Genomic DNA, 23,712 nt, shown 5'->3' on the forward strand with positions numbered 1-23,712 from the left:
CATAATACTTTATGCGCAGGTTTTTCTTCAACGCCTCTGTGCTGCCGCCTTCACTGCCTACCCAGCCTGCACCCGGAGCATAAGTATTGTCTACACGGTTCAGCGGCGATGGCTCGTAGTTGGTTTTGCTGTAGGCCCAGTTCTCTCCGTTGGTTCCTACATTGGTCTCGCCTGCCTGACCCGATAGCTCTGTATTATAAAACGCTACCTGCTGCTCAAATGGGTTGAGCTTGAACAACCCGTCGCTCTTTGTGGCATCGGTTGCTGTTGATGCAAAGGGTAGGTATTTATACTGTTCCCTGCCGAACTCATCGTATATCACAGGGCTTATGAGGTCTGCCGCATTGCTTGAAGACAACAGGTCCGCAGGGTTGGTTACCAGCGATCCCTGCTTTACTACGGTTTGCAGGGGTCTGCCCAGCCCGTCGAAGTATTGGGTGGTTTGCTGTACATCGCGAAGTCCTCTTGTCGTTAATGTAATGTCATTCTGCTCAGGGGCTTTAGCATCCCATACGCGGATATAGTTGACCGTTGTGGAACCGGGATATGCAGGAGGAAGCGAATGCTGTGCCTGAACAGTAATGTATAGAACACAGATCAATAAACAGCTCAATAGTTTTACCGGTGTATGTATGGTGCGTGGCATATAGCAGTTATTGAGGGTTTATTGATTGTTGGGTTGTTGGTATTGATAGTCCATGGTCTTGATCACGTTTTTGTCCTGGTCTCTTACCGTTTTTAACCTGCCGAAACTGTCGTATTCGTAATAAGTAATTTTATTATTAGCATCGCACTGGCTGGTCATGCCGATTAAAGGCTCGTAGGTGTAGGTGGTCATCTGGGCGGTGAGGGGATAAAGACGGAGTTCGTCTATATCATCATTTGCAATAACTGAAATGGTAGAAGCTGTAGCATTAACAATATGTTTATGAAAATGCCAACCCGATACATTGCGTCCTAATATATGAGATCCAGTTCCACCAATTATTGAAAAAGGAGTATTTACTTTGGACCAATAAGAGACAATATATTTCTTACCGGACTGCAGATTATCTTTTGAAATTGTTGCATTCCCATCCCTTGAATTAACATTTAAATATCTAATTCCGGTAACAGCTCCAACAACTTGAGGCTCGTCCGGATATGTATACATCCAATTCCCTTTCCCATCTGCCTCGAAAGAAGTATATGCAATATCAGATTGTACAGCATTGGTTACATTAGCAATTGGATATTTTTGATCATAATCCCATAAATAACTTGTTGAAATATTGTTTTGCGGTGTAATGCTTAATAAATTAGAGCGGCTATCATAATTATTATTTATTACTTTTAGTTTATAGCTCTCATCTTTTAAAAGACTGGTAGCTGTACCCGAAGGAGGCACCACCCCTATCGTTCTACTAGAAAATTTAAATGATGCCAAACTCACAGGACCAGTTGTTTCTATAGTATATATTGTATCTATTAATCCGTTACCAGCACTATTGTACCAGTTAAGCATTCCTGACAAAATAGTAGTATTGTCGCCACGTTTGAGATACCTTACTCGTTCAACAGGATATAAGACCAGATTATTGGTTTTCATATTATCTATAGCAGAGTTACCCGAAGAATAGTCTGGTGGATAAGTATTCAAAACCGTCTCCATGCTTCCGTCGGTATTCTCTGTTTCTATCCTGGTTTTCTGAAAATGAGCTGCATTATCATAATAGAAATTGGTTGTTTTGCTGATTATATTATTAAGGTAATCTGTAGATCTGCTTTGAAGTATATTCTTGGCTAATAGCATGGTCCCCACTTCCTGAGCATAAGAAACATAATTAAAATCTGCTATTGTTCCATAAGTACTAAAAAGGGATGGAGATCCATACACTTTTGTTCTAAATACTTTCCCAATATAAATTTTTGCTGTATCTACGTATTTAATATAAGTATTAGAATCTTTTTCAATCCATATATACTGATTATTTTTAAACACATATTTTGTTGTAGATAATAATTCCCCTCCGTTGATTTCAATACGATGTGTAGTTATGTCTGTGTTTTCAATCCTGCTTCCGTTATAATATGAGGCTACTCCACTACTCGCATCATAAGGAGCATATCTATAAACCGTTTTTCCGGAGAATATACCATTATCTTTTTGATATTCAGTGACCATTCTGTAATTAACGGCTGATCCATTCTGATAAAAAACATCCCCAACAGCGTTACTTAGATAGGTTCTTTTTCGGGCTGTGATATTTGATGACCCAACAGCGTCGTGGGTAGATTGACTGTAGGAATAGACTGCATAATCAGGGTTTAATTTAATGTCTCCTGCACCACTTTCATCTTCTCCATATTTGTATATTTTCTCCAAAGCCGTATTAACAGCATTTGTATCAGTGTACATTTTTATTTTCTCAATCCTTAATCCTCCAGCAATCTTTATCTCTCCATTATCAATATACCTGTTTGAGGCATATTCAAATTCAGTCTTACCTCCGGTGGGAAAGATCATTTTTTTTAATGTGTAAATTTGCATGCTTGGCTCATATGGTGTAGCTGGTGCCCCCCCGAAGCTCGCAGTATAGTTGGATAAAAAAACTTCAGGAGCATTGGGATCAATAATGTTAACATCCTTAAAAGCCGGAACCGAAGTTCCATAGTAAATATCTGAAGACAACCCTCCCTGGTAATATCCCCAAAAGTCTGAGATTTTCCCAAAACTATGGCCCCAGTTATCATTAGGTCCATTGGAAATATACTCAAAAGCATACTTTTCTCTTTCAGATTTGGCTCCATAAATAATTACTGAATCCAATAACATGCGAAAGTCACTTTGAGTTGGATAAGTTTGATTTACAGCATCTGGATGTATATATCGCATTGCGAATTGAATTTTTTTTATTATATCCCCTTTATCGTTAAACACTTTTATCGAATCAATTCTGCTACCAACTCCATTATTGGTTCTGGAATATATGGATATCTTTCCCCCCCTGAATATAACTTCATTAAGAGTTAAACTGGTTGTGTTACTTATTCCCATTACATCATGATGAGTGTTGGCAAGATTATTTCCCTGAAAAGTGTAGCCATAATGAAACCCAATTCCAGTTGGTTCTATTACATCCAATATGTAGGTACCGGGACCTCCCCAATTTGTTTCACCAATTGAATAAGGATATCCCGGATTAGATCCAGCAAGAGTTCCTCCGTAACCACTAGAATAACTATAATTATTAATAGTTGCCCTATGTGCAGTTATGGTCGGGTCTGAAACCATATCAATAATTTCTGTTCGTTCATTCGCAAAGTATTTCGAAATTCCACGGGTATCATTATAGGCAAAGAAAATGGTGTCTTTCTTTGATGCAGATATTATTTTACTGCATTTCCAACAAGTGGCCCATGAATTACTACCATTGTATATGTTTGGATTTGTTTGCTCTACTTTATTAAAAGTATATTCTCTCCCAAGTTCATCAATGATAGTAAAGCTGCCCGAAGATGTAATCTTAATGGGTTTAAAGGGAATGGTCGATATCTCCGATGTATTTGTGGATGTTTTTCGATACATAAACCCCCCACTCCCAGTTAAAAGGTTAAAGCTGTATTCGTCCGGTTGCTCATCCACGACACCATCAGCTAATAAATTAAGATAATAAGCATCTCGTGGATAATAAGAACCCCATGCACCTACATGGGAATTAGTGAGATAAGATTCCTCATCTGGTTTACCATTAATACTGCGTGTAATTTGCGGTTCTATACTTAAATCCCAACCCAGTCCAACCCAGGATGATTGTTGATTAACTTTAATTCCTGATGCGTGATAGCGAAGTTCAATTGGTAATGAAATCCCATTCACATTTATAGTATATAGAGGGATTGAAATAGAAGGAATACCTGTATTTAAACTGACAGGATAGTTAATAAACTGATTAAAGCCTGCTGCTTCTGGTGTTGCAGAAATGATATTTTGTTGACAATAGCTCACTTTAATTAAAAAAAGGCTTAGGGATATAAGTAATAATCGTCTAATAAGAATCATAAATAGTTAATATTATTGAATAGTTTAAATCTATATCCTACTTCAACGCAAAGAAGTATGGGTTACATATTTATTTTCATTCTGAATTAAGAGTTTTCCGGATTTTAATATTTCACTGATTATTTGCCTTTGTATGCTCTGCACTATTTGTGGAATCTGTTTCATTTTAGTTATACCATTTTTTTACAACCCCCACCCCACTCTCCACACCACCGCAGGAGTAGGCGGTACATGTCTGCTATATAAAAAATCATACGATAGACTCATCGCCCCCTCCACCTTCTTTCCCTTCTTCAAGGGTGAGTTCATGCTGTATTTTTTCGTCAACCCTGCAAGAGCGCTTTTTGTCCAGTTGCTGTAGTTCTTAAATACGGCGAGGCTTTCAATCGTCCGGTTATAGTTCAGCTCCGCTCCGGCGGTAAACCACAGGCTTGCCATAAAACGGCTGTTGGTCCTGAACAGGTCAGGCGCTTTCCAATCTATAAAGGCACGTGTTCCTATTGATTCTCCTGTAAGCCTGATATGTTTCCAGCTCTGCCCCAGGCCTATCGCTGCAGAAAGCCCAACACCTGCCTGTGTTTTAGCAGACAGCTTATAAGCTGCCGTAACAGCTATAGCCATACGGTTAGGGTAATATTGGTTGGAGCGCTGTGTGCTGATATTGGTTCCCAGCCGGATCCTTTTCCATACGCTTTTCGTTTTTTCAGGGTTTATTTTCGACTCCGGCATTGCCATATCACTGCTACCCCCTCCATTAATGCCCAATTGGTTCAACTTGTCTTTCAGCTTGCTTAGCTCTCCCTGCGCCTGCTGCATCTGCTGCTGCAGGTACCCGGCGGGACTGGCATTGGCGCCGCCTGTTGCAGGCAGGGCTAACTGCTGCTGCATTAACTGTTGCACGCCTGATCTTGTTTGTAATCCAACCAGAGCCTGAGGCGTGCCATAATTATCGGGTGCAGGAAATAATGAAGCCAGCATACTGTAGCGGCTGAAAAATTTTGAAAAAGCCGGTATATGCTGTAGCGCTTCAAGCGTTTTCCGTACCAGCTTATCCGGGTCATTGAGCAGTTGTTTATATTCCCGAAGGGTTTGCGAATAATAATAGGCCTGTTGCTGGTACTTACCAAAGCATTTGCTTACACTTTTGGGCAGATCAGTATATTGAGACAGGAGCTCTCTGATCTGCTGCTGCCTGCTTTGCAGGTAGCTTTGTATATCACCTGCTTCTTTCAGCTTGTGTTGCAGCTGGTTTGCCTGGTTAAGCGAGTTCCCAAGCTTTTGCCGGATATCTTTGGTTTTGGAAACAATATTTGCGGCATCTTTTAAGAAGGCTAATGAGCCCTGCACCGAATCAAGACCTGCCATAAATTCCCCGGAAGTGAGCTTATCAAATTTACCGGTGGCATTGTTTAATTTGTCAGAGAGGTTCTCGTAATTCTTTTTTACATCCCCGAATATTTCTGCGGCTTTAGAGGAATCAATTTTACTCAAATGTTTTTTGAGCTGCATCTCCTGTTTTGAAAGACTGTTTAAATATTTTTCAGTCTGACGGGTGAGCTGTTTATCGAGGAATTGTACTTTATCATCAACGCTGCCGATGTATTTACCAGGGATATTTATAACGGAGTCTGCATTACGCTCCTGTGCGTGTGATATCAGTAAATACAGGCTGAATACAGCAGTTAAAAGGGATCTCATGCAGGGGGTTGAACGACAGGTATTTTCCAAATCGCTGCGCGAAATTTGGAAAAAAAGAAATACGATCAAAATAATTTAAGAGAATTATTATGTATATGGATAAGTTGTTTACAATAGATACACGTTATAATTGCAAACACTTATACACAATAGTGAAAACTATTACTGTTTATACGCTTTCTAATGCCCTGTCGCCGGCACCGGGCTAAAAATAGCAGCCTGCTTATTTTTACCTGCCGGCGATGCCGGCCATGCTGTTATAACAGATATTTATAAAGGTTTTTCACAGCTCCTTTACCTTTGAGGCCATTCAACTATCAATCAATGGCAATACTGATAACAGGCTCTACGGGCTATATAGGCTCAAAGCTCACCGCAACGCTGGCGGAAAAAGGAGAGATCATTCATCTTTTATGCAGAACTGCTCCCACCCTGCCGGAGTTCAATAGTCCCAATATCAAAATTTTTATTGGCGATATTACCGATATTGACTCTTTACAACCAGCGCTTGAAAATGTTGATAAAGTATATCATCTTGCCGCCTATGCAAGACTGTGGGCAAAAGATCCATCTACTTTTTATAAACTCAATGTAAAAGGATTGGAAAATGTATTGAAGGCTGCGAAAACGTCCGGCGTTTCTAAAATAGTTTATACTTCAACCGCCGGTGTTATTGGTCCGTCAAAAGATAAACCGATGACGGAAAAGGATCCGCGTATTACCGGCTTTTTCAACCTGTATGAATCAACAAAAAGCGAATCAGAAAAACTGGCTTTGGACTATAGCAGAAACGGATTGGATATATCTATTTTAAATCCTTCAAGAATATATGGGCCAGGCTTTGATACCGGCAGCAACCCGGTTACAAAGATTGTAGAAATGTATATGAAGGGAAACTGGAAAATCATACCTGGCAGCGGGAACGATACCGGTTCTTACCCCTATATTGATGATGTGGTAGATGGACATATTGCCGCAATGGAAAAAGGAAGAAATGGTGAACGATATATATTTGGAGGAGTGAATGCTACATTTAACGAGCTGATGGCGTTGATACAAAAACATAGCGGTATTGAAAAAAAGCTTAAACATGTTCCTTTCTTTGCACTGAATATTGTAAGCCGCATGATGCTGCTCAATGCAAACATCACCGGCAAGCCGCCATTAATTACTCCCGACTGGGTTGCCAAATACAAATACGACTGGGCACTCGACAGCTCCAAAGCGATAAATGAATTAGGTTATAAAATCCGCTCTTTGGATGAAGGTATCCGTTTAACGGTTGAGTGGGTTAAAACAAACAGGATGTGAGAAAGCTGTCAGCTTTCAGCAATCAGCCATTAGCGCAAGAGAGTCGCAACTGATTGCTGAAAGCTGACACCTGACACCTGACCGCTAAAAGCTACTAGCCCCCTACGTCTTCAACCTTCTAATCCTTTTCTCCGTATGATTCACATCTGCCTCATCAAGAGAGTGAGAAGAATGAAGATCATTTTCCTTTGCTGCTTTTTCAGAAAGCCTGATATAAAATTTCTTCAGCACCATTAATTCTTCTTCCGACAAATCTTCGACATCTATTAACCGGTTGCTTGCTTTTGCTTCGCTTGCGATGAGTTCATTCAATTTTAAATGAATTGCCGCGGTATCCCTGTTTTGCGATTGCTGAATAATAAAAACCATTAAAAAAGTAATGATGGTTGTACTCGTATTTATCACCAGTTGCCAGGTATCTGAATAATCAAACACAGGCCCTGATACAGCCCATAATATTATCAGCGCAAAAGCAATTATAAATGCCGCAGGGCTACCTGCTTTTCGGGTAATCCATCCTGAAATACGGGTAAATACCGGCGAAAATCCTGAGTTCTTATTTTTCATATTATACCGGGTATAGAAATTTTATATTCTACCCTTTATACAATGTTTTCACAAATCATGCCATGTAAGTATCAATAGCCATTAATATGGCTATGCGAAAATTCTTCTACGGAGATGATCAGAAAATGATATTATTATTCCCTTTTTTGAGGTTTATTGCTTTCAGCTTTTCTTTGTATCGCACTTTACAAACAGCATCCCTGTCTGATTGAATGACCAACCTTATCAATGTCCCGTTTTTCCAATCTATATCTACTGTATACCCATCTCTCGCTCTAAGACCTTTAACACTTCCCGAAGACCAATTGGATGGTAAGGCCGGCAAAACATGTATTTCATTATGCTGCGATTGCAGCAACATTTCCGCGATGCCAGCTGCGCCCCCGAAATTTCCATCAATCTGAAATGGCGGATGTGTACTTAATAAACCGGGTAAAGTACTTTTTTGTAATAAAGATTGCACCTGCCTGCCCGCTTCATCACCATTTAACAACCTTGCATAAAAATTGATGATCCATGCCTTGCTCCATCCCGTATGACCGCCACCGTTAGCCAGCCTTCTTTCAATGGTTTTTTGTGCTGCGGTAAAAAGCGCAGGTGTATTTGGTGAGATGAGATCCAGCGGATATAACCCCAACAAGTGGGATATATGCCTGTGCCCGGGCTCAACTTCTTCACAATCTTTTATCCATTCCTGCAAAGTACCATTGGCAGCAACCTGTAATGGTGGAAGCATTTTTTGAGCTGCCTGCACTTTATTTACCAGATCTGTATCTGTTTTCAGGATGTTTGCTGCATTAATAAAATTATTAAACAGCCCGTTGATGATCTCAATGTCTATGGTTGCTGCATAAGACAGCTGCGATTGTTCTTTCCTGTCAGTACCCGGTACAAAAAATGCATTTTCCGGCGAATGTGAAGGATTGGTAACCAAATATCCTCCAGGGGATTTCACCAGGAAGTCAAGTACAAATTCAACCGACCCTTTAATAACGGGATAGGCTACACTACGCAGATAGGCGCTATCTCCTGTAAATTCATAGTGCCGGTAAAGTGGGAATGTCATCCACGGACCAGCCATTGGTGAAACGCCCCATACGCCATCTGCAACGGCGGTTCTGCCATATACATCGGTAAGATGGTGTAAAGTCCACCCATGCGCATTATACATTTCTTTTGCGGTAAGCCCCCCGGGTACAATAAGCTGCTGCATAAAATTTGCCAGCGGCAACACTGTTTCCGGCAGGTTACCCGATTCGGCGGGCCAATAATTCATCTGCAGGTTTATATTGGTATGAAAATCCGCATTCCACGGCGCTTTATACATATCATTCCATATACCCTGCAAATTAGCAGGTAATACGCCCGGGCTGCGCGAAGAGCCCATTAACAGATAGCGGCCAAACTGGTAATACAATGCGATCAAACCATTATCCTGCGCTCCGGCTTTTACTTTTTCAAGCCGTTCATTGGTTGGTATGTTCTTGTTTGTATCTTCCCCCAGGTTAAAAGCTACTCTGTCAAACAGGGAACGATGGTTTTTTTCGTGCAACTGTTGTAAAACATCAGGTTTAAATGCTGCGGCCCTGCTTAGTTTTTCTTTACATACCACAAGAGGATTAATAGCATTATCTGTATCCAGCCCTTTAATATTGTAATTACTTGCACCGGTTATAATCAATACTATTTTTTTTGCATGCTTAATATGGTAGCCCGCTGAAGAATCTGTTTGTACGGGTACTACTTTACCATCTGTTGCAACTATTTTCATTGCAGCAGCAAAACGCATGTGTTTGCCCCCGGGGCCTAAAAGAGAATCGTAGGTATCATTGATCTGACCGCTATAATAAGCAATGTCTCTTTCACTTTTATATACATCAATGTCCTGTTCCCTCGAAATAGCTATGTTCACATCAGCAGGAGCTTCAGATGAAATTTTAACTACCATAATATCCTGCGGAGCAGAAACAAATACCTCCTGCTTAACTTTCTTTCCTCCTATACTATATGTTGTGTTTACAATGCCGGTATTAAGTGTCAGTGATCGCTTGTATTGTTCCGGCTCTGATTTCCAGGCATAATCAATAAACAGGTTTCCGAGTGGCTCATAAGAACGCACCCGCGGAGGGGTACCAACCATGTATGCGCTGCTTAATTCAAACGCTTTTTTATAATCCCCTTCAAATAATGCTTTTTGTATTTCGGGCAGGTGCGTTGCAGACTGCTTATTATTATTGTTGATCTTCGATCCCGCCCATATACTCTCCTCATTCAATTGTATTCTTTCGTGGTTCCATCTTCCAAAAACCATTCCCCCCATACGCCCATTGCCTACAGGCATAGCGTCAGTCCATTTTTGTGCCGGTGCAGTATACCATAATTCAAGGTCTTTTTGTGCAATAGATAAAGGGGGACTTGCTATCAACAATAAAAAAATAAGTCCGCGCATAAATGGAAATTGTTTCCCGCTAAGCTATAGCAAATTTCAATAGATGCAGGAACAGATATTTAATAGAAACATTTACAAGAAACATCAAAAGCTCGAGATACAGGCCTTTAAATGAAATAATCTAACCCGGATTTATTAAAATGGGCATTCTTCTTAGCTGATTTTTATACTACCGGAAAGTGCAAAAACAGTAAAATCAGCCTAATTCAGTAAAAATACGGTGCTGTTTTAATGAAAATCTTGTTGATTTAGCGCAACTTAATGAGCAAAAAGAAAATTTTGGAAAATTTCTGAGCAATTGTGGTATCGTTAATCTACGATCAGCATATTAAACAAAATATCTACAGCTATTTGTTTACACTTATGATTTATAGGCGATAGTTCTATTAATATGTTAGCTGCTTTAGTAGTGTAGATATATGATAACGTAGATTTCCGAATGTGTAGTGCAGAGGCTACAGTTTAATCAAACCTTTACCTATTTGTAATTATGAAGTTGTGAGCTTTCTTTGTGTAACAAATCCAATAATTAAATCCAGATCCAAAAAAATCCAGATCCAGAAAAACTAAATCCTGAATCCTGAAAAACTTAGATCCATTATCCGAAAAACATCCTTTGATTAACCGTTTTAGTCCAATTCCTAAAGACCTATCCTGTGAACGACTTATATCCTGTGAAACGACCAGACAAATCCTATATCTTAAAGAAGACTGCATGTATTCCCCGTCCAGGTAAAACATTGCACAGCAACAGAAAATGAGACATGTGCTTACCACATGTAACCGATCCTAAAAACTATCCATTTTATTTTTCATTTTCTGTTGCTTTCTTTTTCCCTACTGTATTGCTTTCAATACGCTCTCATATTCAAATTCAGATGAAATAGTTTTAGCACTTTCGGCATAAACCGCTGTTAAGTCAGTTGTTCTTGGCATTTTTTGCGCTGCAGCAGTAAGTATGCTTGCTTTTTCAAAATCTTCTTTTATTAAAGCAACTTCTTTTAAAAACAAAAGCCACTGTTCTTCCGTATACAACCCTTTTTCTAAAACCTTTTTCAGTATACCCGATCTTTCAAACCCTGATTCCACATTATGAAGAGATTGCATTAATACCGCAAAGCTCTCCTTGTCCCGGGGAATATTTTCCTTCTCTATTATTTCTTTAAGAAAATTACATTGTTCAAAATCACTTGTTATAGTATTTGAAACAACAATTGATTGCCTGTATTGATCTTCAGTCAACGGCTGCTTCAATATTGTTTTCAAAGTATTAGCTTTTTCAAAATCAGCGTGTATAGCTTTTACAGCATCCATCCATGCTGTTGCTACAGCCGGATATTTAAATTGTTCTGCAGGAACTGCTTTGAGCAGATTAGCTTTTTCAAAATCAGCATCTATAGTTTCTATTGCTTCAAACCATGCAGCAGATACTTCAGGATTACTAAAAGCATTGGATGTATATTGCTTTAATACCTGCACTTTTTCGAATGTACCATCCATTTTAAAAGTTACAATTTTTGCAATATCAACCAGGTCATCATCATCAGGATCGCCGTGTGTAAGTATATAATCTATATATGATTGCTTAAGGTAATTACCATTTGCGTTAACGGCTGCTCTTAACAAAGCCGGATTTCCACCTTTCCGGTATAATTTTTCTAATCTTTTTTGGGTATTAAATCCCATAGAGAGCATTTGATCTATTGCTTCTGCCAAGAATTTTTGCCCTTCTGTTTCATCCTCATAAAGCCTCTTGCCATTTCTGTACATTTTGTAATGAACGCCACCATGATAATTATTCTCTGCAATTAATTTTCTTCCATTGCTGCGAAATTCCAGGTATCCGCCGGGGGTAATATTTTCAACGGCAGTTTCGTCATCGTTGAATGAAATATCACCATAATATTTTATCTCTTTTCTGTTAAAACCATCATCAACAATAATAGTATTGCCGGATTTGCAGGAGACCAGCAATACAACAAGCATTATGATTGAAAAAAAAGAATATTTTATATGGGTCATAGTATACAATAAATAATCATAAATAACACTCAAATTAATTTATAGATGAAGATATATAAACAGCATTGTTGTTATCCGGGCAAATAACTATATGAAAGGTTATGATTAGTTAAAGAAGACAACCTTACTGCAACGCAAAGCACATAGTGCCGTACGTCCAAAAATAAAGGCTGCCATAAGACAGCCTTTATTTTTATACATATAATATAAGCGTTTTAGCGTTTCACTATTCTCACGATCTTCTTATACCTGCCATCAACCATAACCTTAACCAGGTAAATACCGGATGGCAACCCTGACATGTCAATTTGCTTGGTTATTACTCCATTGTCTTTGGTAAATTCCTGTTGCTTATGAAGTGCACCACCAAGATTATAAATAAGAATATTGGTTTTGCCTTTCACATTCCCTTTTATCTGTAGATTCATATTAGTTGTTACCGGATTCGGCGCAATAATTACATCAAAATTTTTATCGGCTGTTTCTTTAATACCTTCAAACTTATTGAGCGATGCGCTTAAAGAATCAGTATTGCCTGCTATTCCGGAAACAACACGGGCAGATCCGGAAGCATTTACATACACTATTGTTCCTCCGGTTTTCGATTGACCGCGGCTATCCGTTACTGTAAGGCTATAAATATATGTTCCGGCAATAAGCCCGGTTATAGTAGTTTTTACGCTCGAAGGGCTCGTGATATTGCCTCCTGATGGACCCGAATATTTTGTCCATTTATAAGAAACAATAGTATTACCTGTTGACGCTTTTGAATAGGAACCATCCAAAGTGCAGGAACTCACAGGCAATGTAATTGTTTGCTCTTTTCCCGCATTTGCAACGGGCGGGTCAGTAGATTGTGTACCATTTACTGTAACCACAGTTCCTCCGGTTTTCGATTGACCGCGGCTATCCGTTACTGTAAGGCTATAAATATATGTTCCGGCAATAAGCCCGGTTATAGTAGTTTTTACGCTCGAAGGGCTCGTGATATTGCCTCCTGACGGACCCGAATATTTTGTCCATTTATAAGAAACAATGGTATTACCTGTTGACGCTTTTGAATAGGAACCATCCAAAGTGCAGGAACTCACAGGTAATATAATTGTTTGTTCTTTTCCCGCATTTGCAACGGGCGGGTCAGTAGATTGTGTACCATTTACTGTAACCACAGTTCCTCCGGTTTTCGATTGACCGCGGCTATCCGTTACCGTAAGGCTATAAATATATGTTCCGGCAATAAGCCCGGTTATAGTAGTTTTTACGCTCGAAGGACTGGTGATATCGCCTCCTGACGGACCCGAATATTTTGTCCATTTATAAGAAACAATGGTATTACCTGTTGACGCTTTTGAATAGGAACCATCCAAAGTGCAGGAACTCACAGGCAATGTAATTGTTTGTTCTTTTCCCGCATTTGCAACGGGCGGATCAGTAGATGTTCCGGAGGAATTTACAGTAACAATTACATTGTCCGTTGCTGTGCTGCCATTACTATCTTTGATTGTCAGTTTATACTCGTATACGCCAGCTACAAGCCCGGTAAGTTTAGCCTGCAATCCATTTGACAGCAGTGTAACTGTTTCTCCTGAAGGCCCCGACACTTTTGCCCAACTATATGATGTAATTGACCCCGAACTAACACTGGAAGCGCCGGCATCCAATGTAACAGTGTTTGTAGGCAGTGTAATTACTTTGTCGGATCCGGCATTTGCAGTAAGCACCGGTGTTGTAGTTCCCCTCTTATATGATAACATCCATTCATAAACACTTAGCCCGCCCTGTCTGAAACCCGGGTCATAAGTAGCTGTCCAGGCATCATGTCCAGATTTATCAAAAATGGTAAGAATAGCTTTGGGAGGTGGGGGCACCAGACTGTTTAAATTATTTACCAACTCCTGTGCAGTACTCGGAGAGTTATATGGATCGCCAGAGTTATTTGTAACCCAGATTGGTAATTGTGAAGCACTGATATTGTTTAATTGAAAAGAATTTCCTGCCCAGCCCGGGGTAACTAATACTGCTGCAGCTAAACCTTTCCCCCTCTCTACAGTGCTGGCAGCATATGAAAAAGCAGCAACTCCGCCCATACTTAAACCTGTGAGGTAAATTCTTTGTTCATCTACCCGATATGTTTTCTTTGCATAATCTATTGTTGCCTGTATTGAGTTTTGCCAATCATTGTCAACCTTCATTTGCGGCGATAACACTATAAATGAAAAACTTTGCCCTCCATATGAAAATGTAGCGGGGAATTTTTTATCATTCAGTAACTTTGTAATACCGTTTTTGGCAACCAGTTCCAGAACCCCCTGAGACCCATTCCCCAATTCTCCTACACCATGAAGTGCCACTATCAAAGGATATTTTTTGGAAGGATTGCTACTGTAATCATTAGGTAATGATTCAAAAAAACCACCAACGTTTGTGTATATACTTGAATATACTGCACGCTGCGTAGTTTGCATTGTTTGCGCATAAGTTTGCCGGGAACTCAGGCAAAAAGAAAATAAAAAAAGAAGCAACGTGTAAAATACATGTGCATAAGGATTCGAATTGTTTTGGTTCATGATTTCAGATTTAGAAATATTTAATAGATAATACTTATCCGGCCCAATTATTTTGGTCACAATAAGCATACGTGATGAAGAAGTAAAACAAAAAAGTCATCAGATTTTAAAGACTGCCGAAGCAATGGCAGACTTTTTCCAGGAGCAAATACAGAGTAGATTTTTGCACATAGTTATTAGGATTTAGATATGTAAAAAATTCTGCAAAATTCTGACAAGGATTATACCAAAAGCTAATTAAGCTGCTAAAAGTGGAAAACTTATTTCTTTTTTTACGCTATAAAAATATTTTTACCGCAAGAAGCAAGCGATAAATAATTTTATTTGATTAATAGTTTTTACTCCTTATCAATAGATAACCCAATACGAACATTACGTTTTTCATGTCAAAACACTTCGACAGCATAAATAACAATCCGTTTATTGGCAGGGAAGGAATAAAGAAAAGGTTTATCACTGTTTTGATTATAATAAAAAATAAAGCTTATCCTTTTCTCCAGAAATCATAATAATTATACCACTGCACAGGGTATAACTTTAGTTTTTCTTCCATTTCATGTGTAAGTTCTTCCAGCATTTTGCGCATGGCAGTTTGCTTATTGCTGTAATCGTATGTTCTTATATCTGTGGAATAAAAATGATAATGCGTTGTTTTCTCCTTCATGGCAAAAACATAACATACCGGCACTTTAAACTGTGCGGCTATTATAAAAGGTCCTGCGGGAAATTTTGCAGGGGCACCAAGAAAATTGATTTCCATTGTACGGCTTCCATCCACAAAACGATCCGCATGCATACAAACCAATTCGTTATTTTTAAATGCCTGGTCTATTTCGTAAATATGTGAAAGATCGTTTTTAATTACAATGATATTGGCATTTCTGCCACCGGTTACTGAAGTGAGATAATCTTTTATCTTTTGATGTTCTCCATCAAACATCACTATATTGATTTTTGTATTCAGCCTTTCCAGCAAATGCCCGGCAGCCTCCCAGTTGCCAACATGTGAGCTTAACAATAAGCCGCCCTTTTGCAGACTAACCATTTTATGCAGGTGTTCTTCACCGTCAAAATCAAAAGTAAATTGCTTTGCACCCCCGGTCATAATGGCTATTTTATCAATAAGGCTTTGACCAAAAGCATAATAATTCCTGTATAATGCTCCCAAAGATTTAAGATAACTATACCCCAGCCTCTGCCTGAAATAGTTTAAAATATGCCTGGATGATTTCCACGCGAACAGAAAATAATAGCAGGATACAAAACGAAGCAGTATATACGCAGAGCGCACACCTAACTTTTGCAGTACAGTAATGAAAATGCTGTAACCTAGTTTATTGCCGGTAGATTTTCCATGCCAGGAAGGCATCAGGCAGTTTCTTTAGAATTTACACGGGAGATAACGTAGTTATAAAAATCATTGAATGTAACGATGCCGTTAAAATCTTCAGGTTTTACTTTAAAAGAAAAATTATTCTCTATAACTACAACGAGGTCAATATAGTCAAGACTATCTAATTCAAGCACTTCTTTAAGATTACCTTCAGGGGTAATGTCGGATTCATCTACCTCAAATTCTTCAGCAAGGAAATAATTTATCTTCTCAATGATTTGTTCATTCTGTTTCATAAGCATCTCTATTTACTCCACTTTTTAACGATCAGCGTTGAATTGGTTCCTCCAAAGCCAAAAGAGTTCGACAAAAATACGTTTATATCTTTTTCCGTAGTTGTTTTTACAATATTCAATTTGACGGAGTCTTCGTCTGGGTTTTCAAAATTAATATTTGGCGCCATAAAATCGTTGTGCATCATCAACAAAGAATACACAATTTCGCTTGCACCTGCCATCCAGCACTCATGGCCTGTCATTGATTTGGTTGAGCTTACGGGCGTTTTAGCTGCACCAAAAACCTCTGCTATTGCTCTTGCCTCGCTCGCATCGCCTGCCGGGGTTGAGGTAGCATGCGCATTGATGTAATCAATTTCGTTTGCCTGTAACCCTGCATCTCTGAGTGCCATTTCCAAAGATCTTACCGGGCCACTCACAGTGGGGTTAGATATATGCTCTCCGTTTGAAGAAAACCCATATCCTATCACTTCACCCAATATATTCGCTCCTCTTGCCAGTGCCGAATCCAGTGATTCCAAAATAACTGTTGCTCCTCCCCCGCTCGGTATTAATCCATCCCTGTTGCGATCAAACGGACGGGAAGCTTTTTCCGGCGCTGACTCGTGAACAGAAAACGCAGATAACGCATCAAAATTACCCATGGAATAAGCATTTATTTCCTGCGCCCCACCGGCAACGATCCTGTCCTGCAAGCCTGTTTTTATAAAATGATAGCCTAAACCTATAGCATGAGAGCCACTGGCACAGGCGGCACTGATGGTAAAATTCACTCCTTTTAACCTGAAAATGGTTGAAAGGTTCATGGTGATGGTTGAATTGAGCGTTTGAAAAACAGAAGCCGACCCTAAAAGCATCGTATCCTTTTTCTCCCTTAAAACATCTATAGCATCAATAACAGGTTTGGCAGAACTGTCGTTGCCATAGAGTATACCCATTTCATGCCGGTCAATATAATCCTGGTCAATACCTGCCCGATTCAAGGCCTCAAGCGTAGCTACATATGCATACTCACCCTGCTCAGGGAGCATTATCCTTGCACGCCTGTCTAATAAACCTTTTAATGCAGGCCTGTCTACATAGCCTGTAAGCCCGGAACGGTAGCCCATTTCTTTACGTACAGGATCGAGTATAATGCCTGACTTACCAGCGTATAAAGCGGCTTTTACCTCATCAGGATTTTTCCCGATGCAGGAGTAAATACCAATTCCTGTTATGACTACTCGTCTGTACATATAAATTAAAAAAAGAAAGCTTCATCATCTTACCACTCTCCTGCAGGGAGGAACGGTACTACTGCATATATCCAAACTTAATATCTTCCACATCTTCTATTGAATAAATCCGGGCTTTGCGTTTCATCATCCTTCCTCATTTTCAAATTCATTTCCACACCTCCACATTCTCACATTTCCACATTCTCACATTTCCACATTATCTCTCCCTCATTTTCAAATTTTCAAATTAACCCATTTTCAAATTAACTATACATCCCCCCATTTATTGATAAAACCTCTCCTGTAATATAACCTGATTCAGGCGATGCGAAAAACGCGACCGCATGTGCTACTTCTTCGGGTTCGCCAAAGCGGTTTACAGGAATCAGCATTTTCAATTGCTTTTCATCCAAACCTTCCGTCATATCGGTTTTAATAAAGCCCGGGGCTATGGCATTAACCGTAATATTTCTTTTTCCTACTTCCTGTGCCAATGCTTTGGTTGCTGCAATTACACCACCTTTTGCGGCAGAATAATTGGTTTGTCCCGGCAAGCCTTTTAAACCGGATAATGAAACGATGTTGATGATCCTGCCATAACGTTTCATCAGCATATTTTGCACAATAAGCCTGGTAACATTAAAAAATCCGCCCAAACTTGTATTCAATACATTATCCCATTGCTCATCTTTCATCCACATTAATAATACATCATCCTTAATACCGGCATTATTTACCAATACTTCAATCGTATTATCCTTATTTTCTTCGATCCATTTACCCAATATTTCACTTACCTGCACGCGGTCTGATACATCAAATTTCATCAGCATCCCATCGCCACCTTTTTCTTTTATCAGCTCCAAAGTTTTTTCCGCTTCTGCCTGGTTGCCCTTATAATTTACCAGCACATAGTAACCCATACCGGCAAGCTTTACACACACAGTCCTGCCAATGCCCCTTGAACCTCCCGTAACTAATGCGCATTTCATTTATAAGATAAAATTTGTTGTAAAATAATGTTTTTAAATAAAATTTTTGTGCCGGTAATTATGCAAAAGCGGCAATATCGTTTTCAACAAAATAGTTTTTCACTTTTTCCATCTCGCGGTAACGCGGTTTATCTTCAACAAACTTCGGGAATATACTTCTGACGGTATTGTACACTGTTTTTGTAGCAGGCGAAAGCTTTGAAGCGCAATCCAGAAAATCTATTGCCTGCAAAATGGTTACCATCTGGATAGATAACACTTCAAAAGCATTGTCAATTACTTTTTTGGAGATCAATGCCGCGTTGCACCCCATACTCACAATATCCTGGTTATCGTTATTGTTAGGAATGCTGTGCACATACATCGGGAAAGAAAGTGTTTGATTTTCCGCCACGGTTGATGTAGCCGTAAACTGCATACCCTGCATACCAAAATTAAAACCAAGTACACCAAGGTTTACAAACGGCGGGAACTTCTCATTCAGTTTTGTATTCAGCAAATAATTCAACTGCCGCTCAGACAACATGGAAAGTTTGGTGATGGCTGTTTTTAATTTATCCATTTCAAGCGATACATAATCGCCATGAAAATTACCACCGTGAAATATATTATGATTCTGGTGATCAACCACCGGGTTATCATTCACAGAATTCAATTCATCCACCACTACTTTTTCGGCATTCATTATTGTATCATATATCGGGCCTAATACCTGCGTTACGCAGCGGAGAGAATAATACTCCTGCACTTTATCTTCAAACACATCGTGTTTTATATTTTCAGGATTATATAAATGCTCCGATCTGCTGCGGATGAGTTTGCTGTCTTTCAGCAAACTGCGTAGCATGGCGGCAATATGATTTTGCCCCTTATGCTTTTTCACAACATTTAATTCGTGTGAGAAATGATCATCATACGCTTCTACCACTTCGTTGGTCATTGCAGAAAGCAATACTGAAAATTGCAACAGCTTTTTGGCATATATAATATTAAGTAAGCCGATCCCCGTCATAGCAGATGTACCGTTCAGTATTGCCAGTCCTTCGCGTATATGAATGGAAAGGGGTTTAATATTATACTGTTTGAAAACTTCTGCAGTAGGCTGGGGTTTACCATCAACTATTACTTCACCCTCTCCGATCAATACCAATGCCAGGTGGGCCAGTTGTACCAGGTCACCGCTGGCACCTACGCCGCCATGCTCAAATATACAGGGTGTAATATTATTATTAATGAGCGCCGTAAGCACTTCTACTGTTTCGGGATGTACGCCGGAGTATGCCTGCGAAAGACTATTAAGCCTCGCTACCATTAATGCCCTTACCAGTGCAGGGTCCAGGTATTTGCCGCTGCCGGAACTATGACTGCGGATAAGATTGTATTGCAGTTGCAGCACATTTTCCGCGCTGACCTTGTATTGAGCCATCGGGCCAAAACCGGTATTGATACCATATATCAGTTTCTGGTCAGAAAAATGTTCCAGGAAACGGAAGTTGGCTTCCATTTTCTCAAGGGCTTTTTTATCTACTCCTACCTTTCCGTTTTTAATAACAATCTCTGAAAAATCATCTAAGGAAAGCGTACTGGCTCCAACATTTGTCATTGAAAGAAATTATAATCTGTTAACTTACAAGCGACCGCAAAAAAAATAAATAAAGCTAAATGTATCAAATATTTCTATACATACCGGGAAATAGCACATGGAATACGCGGATGTTACGGAAGCTGACGGATTTTATTTCCGTGTTCATCAGTATCATCCGTTTCGTCCGTGTGCCATTCTCCGCATGAATAGTACACCGATGTGACAGGTTACCCCCCTGTTCGCTTATCAATAAATTTCACAGGTTTACGGCTTGTTTCAGGAAACTGCAGCTTTTGCATTTCCTCGGGCAGCATATATTTAATATGTGGCGATACACGAAGTTTCGCCTGCAGGTATGCCCTGATCTGGTGATCGCACTCTTCCGTATTTCTTACAGGAACGAGGTATAAAAGTACTTCATCAGTACCTATTTCATTAGAGTATACTTCAGCCACATACTCTCTTACTTCTGCCATACCATTCAGCAATTCAAAAAGTGCAGGGGCAAAAAGGGTGGTTCCTTTAAACTTGATCATTTGCTTTTTACGACCAATCACCGGGGAAAGCCGTAAAGTACTGCGCCCGCATTTGCATGGCTCATCAAAAGCCATGCATATATCGCCGGTTTTATAGCGAAGCAAAGGCATAGCTTCCACTCCTAAACTGGTTATTACAACTTCACCGGGCACACCCGCAGGAACAGGCTGATTATTTTCGTCCAGCAGCTCTATAATAATAAGCTCAGGTTGATGATGCCCACCTTTGCCTTCTCCACACTCCGTAAAAGCGGTTTGCATTTCTGTAGAAGCATAGGTTGAATAAAGCTTTATATTCCAGTGCCCTGTAATCTTTTTGCCCAACACATTTAAAGAAAAGTCTGTATTACGGATATTTTCACCAATACAAATGGCTTTTTGTACGGAAGTTTTATTGATGGCTATATTATGTTCTGCCGCGAACTGGATAAGCTTTACAATAAATGAAGGTACCGCTACAATAGTTGTTGGTTTCAGCCGGGCAATGGTTTCCCATTGTAAAGAAGGTACACCCGGGCCAACCCTTACCACACCCGCCCCAAGTTTCCTTATTCCGGAATAGTAAGCCATGCCTGCCATAAACTGACGGTCGAGCGTAAGCATGAGTTGAAAAATATCATCCGGTTTACTGTCGGCACAAACAAAAGAGCTATACTCATTATAAGCCAGCCGTTGCAAATCATTTTCGGTTAAGGCAATCGTTACCGGGCTGCCCAATGTGCCCGAGGTTGATGTATATTCAATGATCCTGTTCTTACCTACACATAAAAAATCATCATTATTCTGCTGCAGGTCTTCCTTATTGGTAACCGGCAACAATACAAGGTCTTTTACGGATTGTATTGCGGAGATATCAATATTATTGTTTTGAAACAATCTTTTATAATGGGGAGAATGCGTATTGATGTATCGCAGCATTTCACCCAGCTTTTTATTCTGCATTGCGCTGATGGTAATTTTATCCTGAAAAGCTGATTGGGGTGAATATATCATGCCGGTCGGTTGGTTTAATACGTGCGAATGTAAAATTTTATAGGGAGAGTGGTGGAAATATAGAAAAATGATGAAACTTGAAAATGAACTTAAAAAGCTAAAAAAGCATATTGGCAAACCGGGCAATGCTTTTGAATGTAATAAAATAACGATTATGAAAGTATTTGACACCAAATTATTGCAAGCCAATAGCACGCCTTCACCCTGCCAAACGCAAAGCTGTCACCGTAGGCAGCAATACAGTTCACACCCGAAAAATTTTGGAAACAATGAAAGAACTTCGGTAGTATATCCTAAGCCTGCCTATTAATAATAATGCTAATTACCGGCAGATATCCAGAAATTTCCGGGAAAAAGGTCACCTCAATTTATCCGCAATAAATTCTTCCACAATGATGGTATAGTCTGTCATTAAAAGGCTTCGGGGATTTAAATTCATTCTTTTGACAATGACGGGTAGTTCTTTTAAAAATTCTTTGTATTCTTTGCTTATAAGGGCGGAGCCGGGAATAGAAGGCCTTCTGGAGTTTGTTTTAAGCCAATCTCTTACTTTTAGAATAACTTCATGCGGATTATCTTCGTGCGCTTTGGTATCAATTCCATTCAGATCAGAAATAAATTTTTGGTAAGAAAACTTATCTTTTTCAAATACCAGCGTTTGTTTTTTTCTCTGTTCGCCAACTCCGTAATATTTAGCCCCAAAGAAAAGTCCTAATTCATAGGGCATATTAAACCTGGGAAATTTATTAGCAGTAAGCTGAATGCGTGAGATATCATGAATACCATATTTGCAAAAACGTATAATGCGCATTATTTTATGCAAGCGGCTATCTGTGCCATCATCTTCCTCCGTTGCTGTGCGAGGGTAAAATCCGCAGCGATAAACGGAATAAATTATTGCATGAAGGATGGGCTGATATTTTTTATCAAATGGGCAATTGATAAAAACCGAATCTTCATATTTTGGTGATTGCATAAGGTTAGAAGCTATATTTGGAATAAGCGTTATGCAGCTTTTGTTGGGCTAATGATAACCTGTGAAGAAGCTTTGTATTTTGTTGCTCCTTGTTTTTTCACAAAAGCAATAGCCTCCTTAGCCTTTGCCCTTGTAACAGCATCCTTACTTTTTTTTGCAGATTTTAATATAATATTTTTCTTAGGCATACAGCAAATCTACATAATTCCTGAAATTTTATATCGCTGGTATATTTTGTTAAATGATTTATTCTAAAACACCTCTACTTTCCACCCCTGCTCAAAAACGCCACCTGCTTCCAGCCGGTTAATACCTTCTTTTTGTGTGAGATCCTGGCTGGTATTCACACTGTCGGCAATACCGCACCAGGGCTCTATACAAACAAAATCGGCATCTTTAGCCGCCCAAATACCCATAAAAGGAAAACCAGGAAACTGAAAATTAAAGCCCCGATCTGTTGTATCAGACTTCAGGCTAACCGAACCTGATCTTAAATGTTTGAACACAAGCGCATCTTTATAAAATAATGATTTGGTGAGTGGCAGCTTTTTGCCGGATAAAAGCGGAGCCGGTTGTTCTTCAATCAACCCGTCTTTTGAGATTGGCCAGCGCCCGGCATCTTCTTCTTTGCCAAATTCAAGGTAATAATCATCATATCTTGTACCTTCTGCAATAGGCACTTTAAACGCAGGGTGGGCCCCAACTGAAAAATACATTGGAGTGGGGCCTCCATTTATTACATAATAAGTAACCGACAGGCTTTTGCTTTGAAGCGCATAGGTAATATAAAACCTGAAAGAAAATGGAAATTTTTGTAATGTTTCGGTACCTGAGACAAGTGAAAAAGTTATACTGCTCCCCGTTTTATCCGCAACAGTAAACTGCATTTCTCTTGCAAAACCATGCCTGCTGAGGTGGTATGCTTGCCCTTCATAATAATAAGTGTCATTTTTTAGTGTACCTACAACAGGAAAAAGCACCGGCGAATGTTTGCCCCAAAAAGCCGGATCGCCGCCCCACATATATTCGGTATTTGTAATTTTATCGTACAAACTGGTAAGTTCTGCACCCCGGGGATTAACAGCTATTTTGAGATTTTCGTTTTGGATAAATTCCATATGCGTTTTT

At 39.6% G+C, this 23,712-nt stretch carries 18 protein-coding genes; 2 read left to right on the forward strand and 16 right to left on the reverse strand.

Annotated features, from left to right (window positions below; all coding sequences use genetic code 11):
• The 3 genes from DC498_RS20980 to DC498_RS20990 form a co-directional block, all read right to left on the reverse strand.
• Positions 1-646, reverse strand: a 646-nt coding sequence (locus DC498_RS20980) for a DUF6443 domain-containing protein (protein ID WP_206197716.1), incomplete at its 3' end; no start/stop codon positions are given.
• A gap of 18 nt (positions 647-664) precedes the next feature.
• Positions 665-4,042 carry a hypothetical protein gene (locus DC498_RS20985; RefSeq protein WP_133176927.1) on the reverse strand — a complete coding sequence of 1,126 codons (3,378 nt, stop codon included), beginning with the start codon at positions 4,040-4,042 and terminating at the stop codon, positions 665-667.
• Between the two features lie 183 nt (positions 4,043-4,225).
• Entirely contained in the window at positions 4,226-5,740 is a 1,515-nt protein-coding gene (locus tag DC498_RS20990; protein WP_116876133.1) for a hypothetical protein, read from the reverse strand.
• Positions 5,741-6,064: 324 nt separating this feature from the next.
• Between DC498_RS20990 and DC498_RS20995 the strand changes: the two genes are divergently transcribed.
• Positions 6,065-7,051 (forward strand): NAD-dependent epimerase/dehydratase family protein, encoded by a 987-nt coding sequence (locus tag DC498_RS20995; protein ID WP_116876134.1) that lies wholly within the window; start codon positions 6,065-6,067, stop codon positions 7,049-7,051.
• Positions 7,052-7,153: 102 nt separating this feature from the next.
• On the opposite strand, the gene DC498_RS21000 is transcribed toward DC498_RS20995, so the two are convergent.
• The 10 genes from DC498_RS21000 to DC498_RS21045 form a co-directional block, all read right to left on the reverse strand.
• Positions 7,154-7,618: a low affinity iron permease family protein gene (locus DC498_RS21000; RefSeq protein ID WP_116876135.1), complete on the reverse strand. Its 465-nt coding sequence runs from the start codon at positions 7,616-7,618 to the stop codon at positions 7,154-7,156.
• A 118-nt stretch (positions 7,619-7,736) separates the two neighbouring features.
• Entirely contained in the window at positions 7,737-10,067 is a 2,331-nt protein-coding gene (locus tag DC498_RS21005; RefSeq protein WP_116876136.1) for a glycoside hydrolase family 95 protein, read from the reverse strand.
• Between the two features lie 837 nt (positions 10,068-10,904).
• Positions 10,905-12,089 carry a hypothetical protein gene (locus DC498_RS21010; RefSeq protein WP_133176928.1) on the reverse strand — a complete coding sequence of 395 codons (1,185 nt, stop codon included), beginning with the start codon at positions 12,087-12,089 and terminating at the stop codon, positions 10,905-10,907.
• Between the two features lie 215 nt (positions 12,090-12,304).
• Positions 12,305-14,656, reverse strand: a complete 2,352-nt coding sequence (locus tag DC498_RS21015) for a PKD domain-containing protein (protein WP_165813917.1) — start codon at positions 14,654-14,656, stop codon at positions 12,305-12,307.
• A gap of 484 nt (positions 14,657-15,140) precedes the next feature.
• On the reverse strand, positions 15,141-16,025 hold the full coding sequence (locus tag DC498_RS21020) for an LpxL/LpxP family acyltransferase (protein ID WP_116876139.1): 885 nt from the start codon (positions 16,023-16,025) through the stop codon (positions 15,141-15,143).
• A complete protein-coding gene (locus DC498_RS21025) occupies positions 16,025-16,285 on the reverse strand; it encodes an acyl carrier protein (RefSeq protein WP_116876179.1) in 261 nt (86 codons plus the stop codon). The genes DC498_RS21020 and DC498_RS21025 overlap by 1 nt, the downstream gene beginning before the upstream one ends.
• Before the next feature lie 8 nt (positions 16,286-16,293).
• Positions 16,294-17,520 carry a beta-ketoacyl-[acyl-carrier-protein] synthase family protein gene (locus DC498_RS21030; protein WP_116876140.1) on the reverse strand — a complete coding sequence of 409 codons (1,227 nt, stop codon included), beginning with the start codon at positions 17,518-17,520 and terminating at the stop codon, positions 16,294-16,296.
• Between the two features lie 245 nt (positions 17,521-17,765).
• Complete coding sequence (gene fabG / locus DC498_RS21035) at positions 17,766-18,494, reverse strand: 3-oxoacyl-ACP reductase FabG (RefSeq protein WP_116876141.1); 729 nt, start codon at positions 18,492-18,494, stop codon at positions 17,766-17,768.
• Between the two features lie 58 nt (positions 18,495-18,552).
• On the reverse strand, positions 18,553-20,097 hold the full coding sequence (locus DC498_RS21040) for an HAL/PAL/TAL family ammonia-lyase (protein ID WP_116876142.1): 1,545 nt from the start codon (positions 20,095-20,097) through the stop codon (positions 18,553-18,555).
• A 209-nt stretch (positions 20,098-20,306) separates the two neighbouring features.
• Positions 20,307-21,608: a phenylacetate--CoA ligase family protein gene (locus DC498_RS21045; protein ID WP_116876143.1), complete on the reverse strand. Its 1,302-nt coding sequence runs from the start codon at positions 21,606-21,608 to the stop codon at positions 20,307-20,309.
• Between the two features lie 67 nt (positions 21,609-21,675).
• Here DC498_RS21045 and DC498_RS21050 point away from each other — a divergent pair, with 67 nt between their 5' ends.
• Positions 21,676-21,918: a hypothetical protein gene (locus DC498_RS21050; protein ID WP_116876144.1), complete on the forward strand. Its 243-nt coding sequence runs from the start codon at positions 21,676-21,678 to the stop codon at positions 21,916-21,918.
• A 48-nt stretch (positions 21,919-21,966) separates the two neighbouring features.
• On the opposite strand, the gene DC498_RS21055 is transcribed toward DC498_RS21050, so the two are convergent.
• From DC498_RS21055 to DC498_RS21060, 3 genes are all read right to left on the reverse strand, one after another.
• The gene (locus DC498_RS21055) at positions 21,967-22,584 is read right to left on the reverse strand and encodes a hypothetical protein (protein WP_116876145.1); all 618 of its coding nucleotides are present in this window, start codon (positions 22,582-22,584) and stop codon (positions 21,967-21,969) included.
• 29 nt (positions 22,585-22,613) lie between these two features.
• The gene (locus DC498_RS26250; RefSeq protein ID WP_165813918.1) at positions 22,614-22,772 is read right to left on the reverse strand and encodes a hypothetical protein; all 159 of its coding nucleotides are present in this window, start codon (positions 22,770-22,772) and stop codon (positions 22,614-22,616) included.
• Between the two features lie 63 nt (positions 22,773-22,835).
• Complete coding sequence (locus tag DC498_RS21060) at positions 22,836-23,702, reverse strand: aldose 1-epimerase family protein (protein WP_116876180.1); 867 nt, start codon at positions 23,700-23,702, stop codon at positions 22,836-22,838.
• Positions 23,703-23,712: the final 10 nt, after the last annotated feature.

This window comes from Terrimonas sp., assembly GCF_003075435.1.
Taxonomy (GTDB): domain Bacteria; phylum Bacteroidota; class Bacteroidia; order Chitinophagales; family Chitinophagaceae; genus Agriterribacter.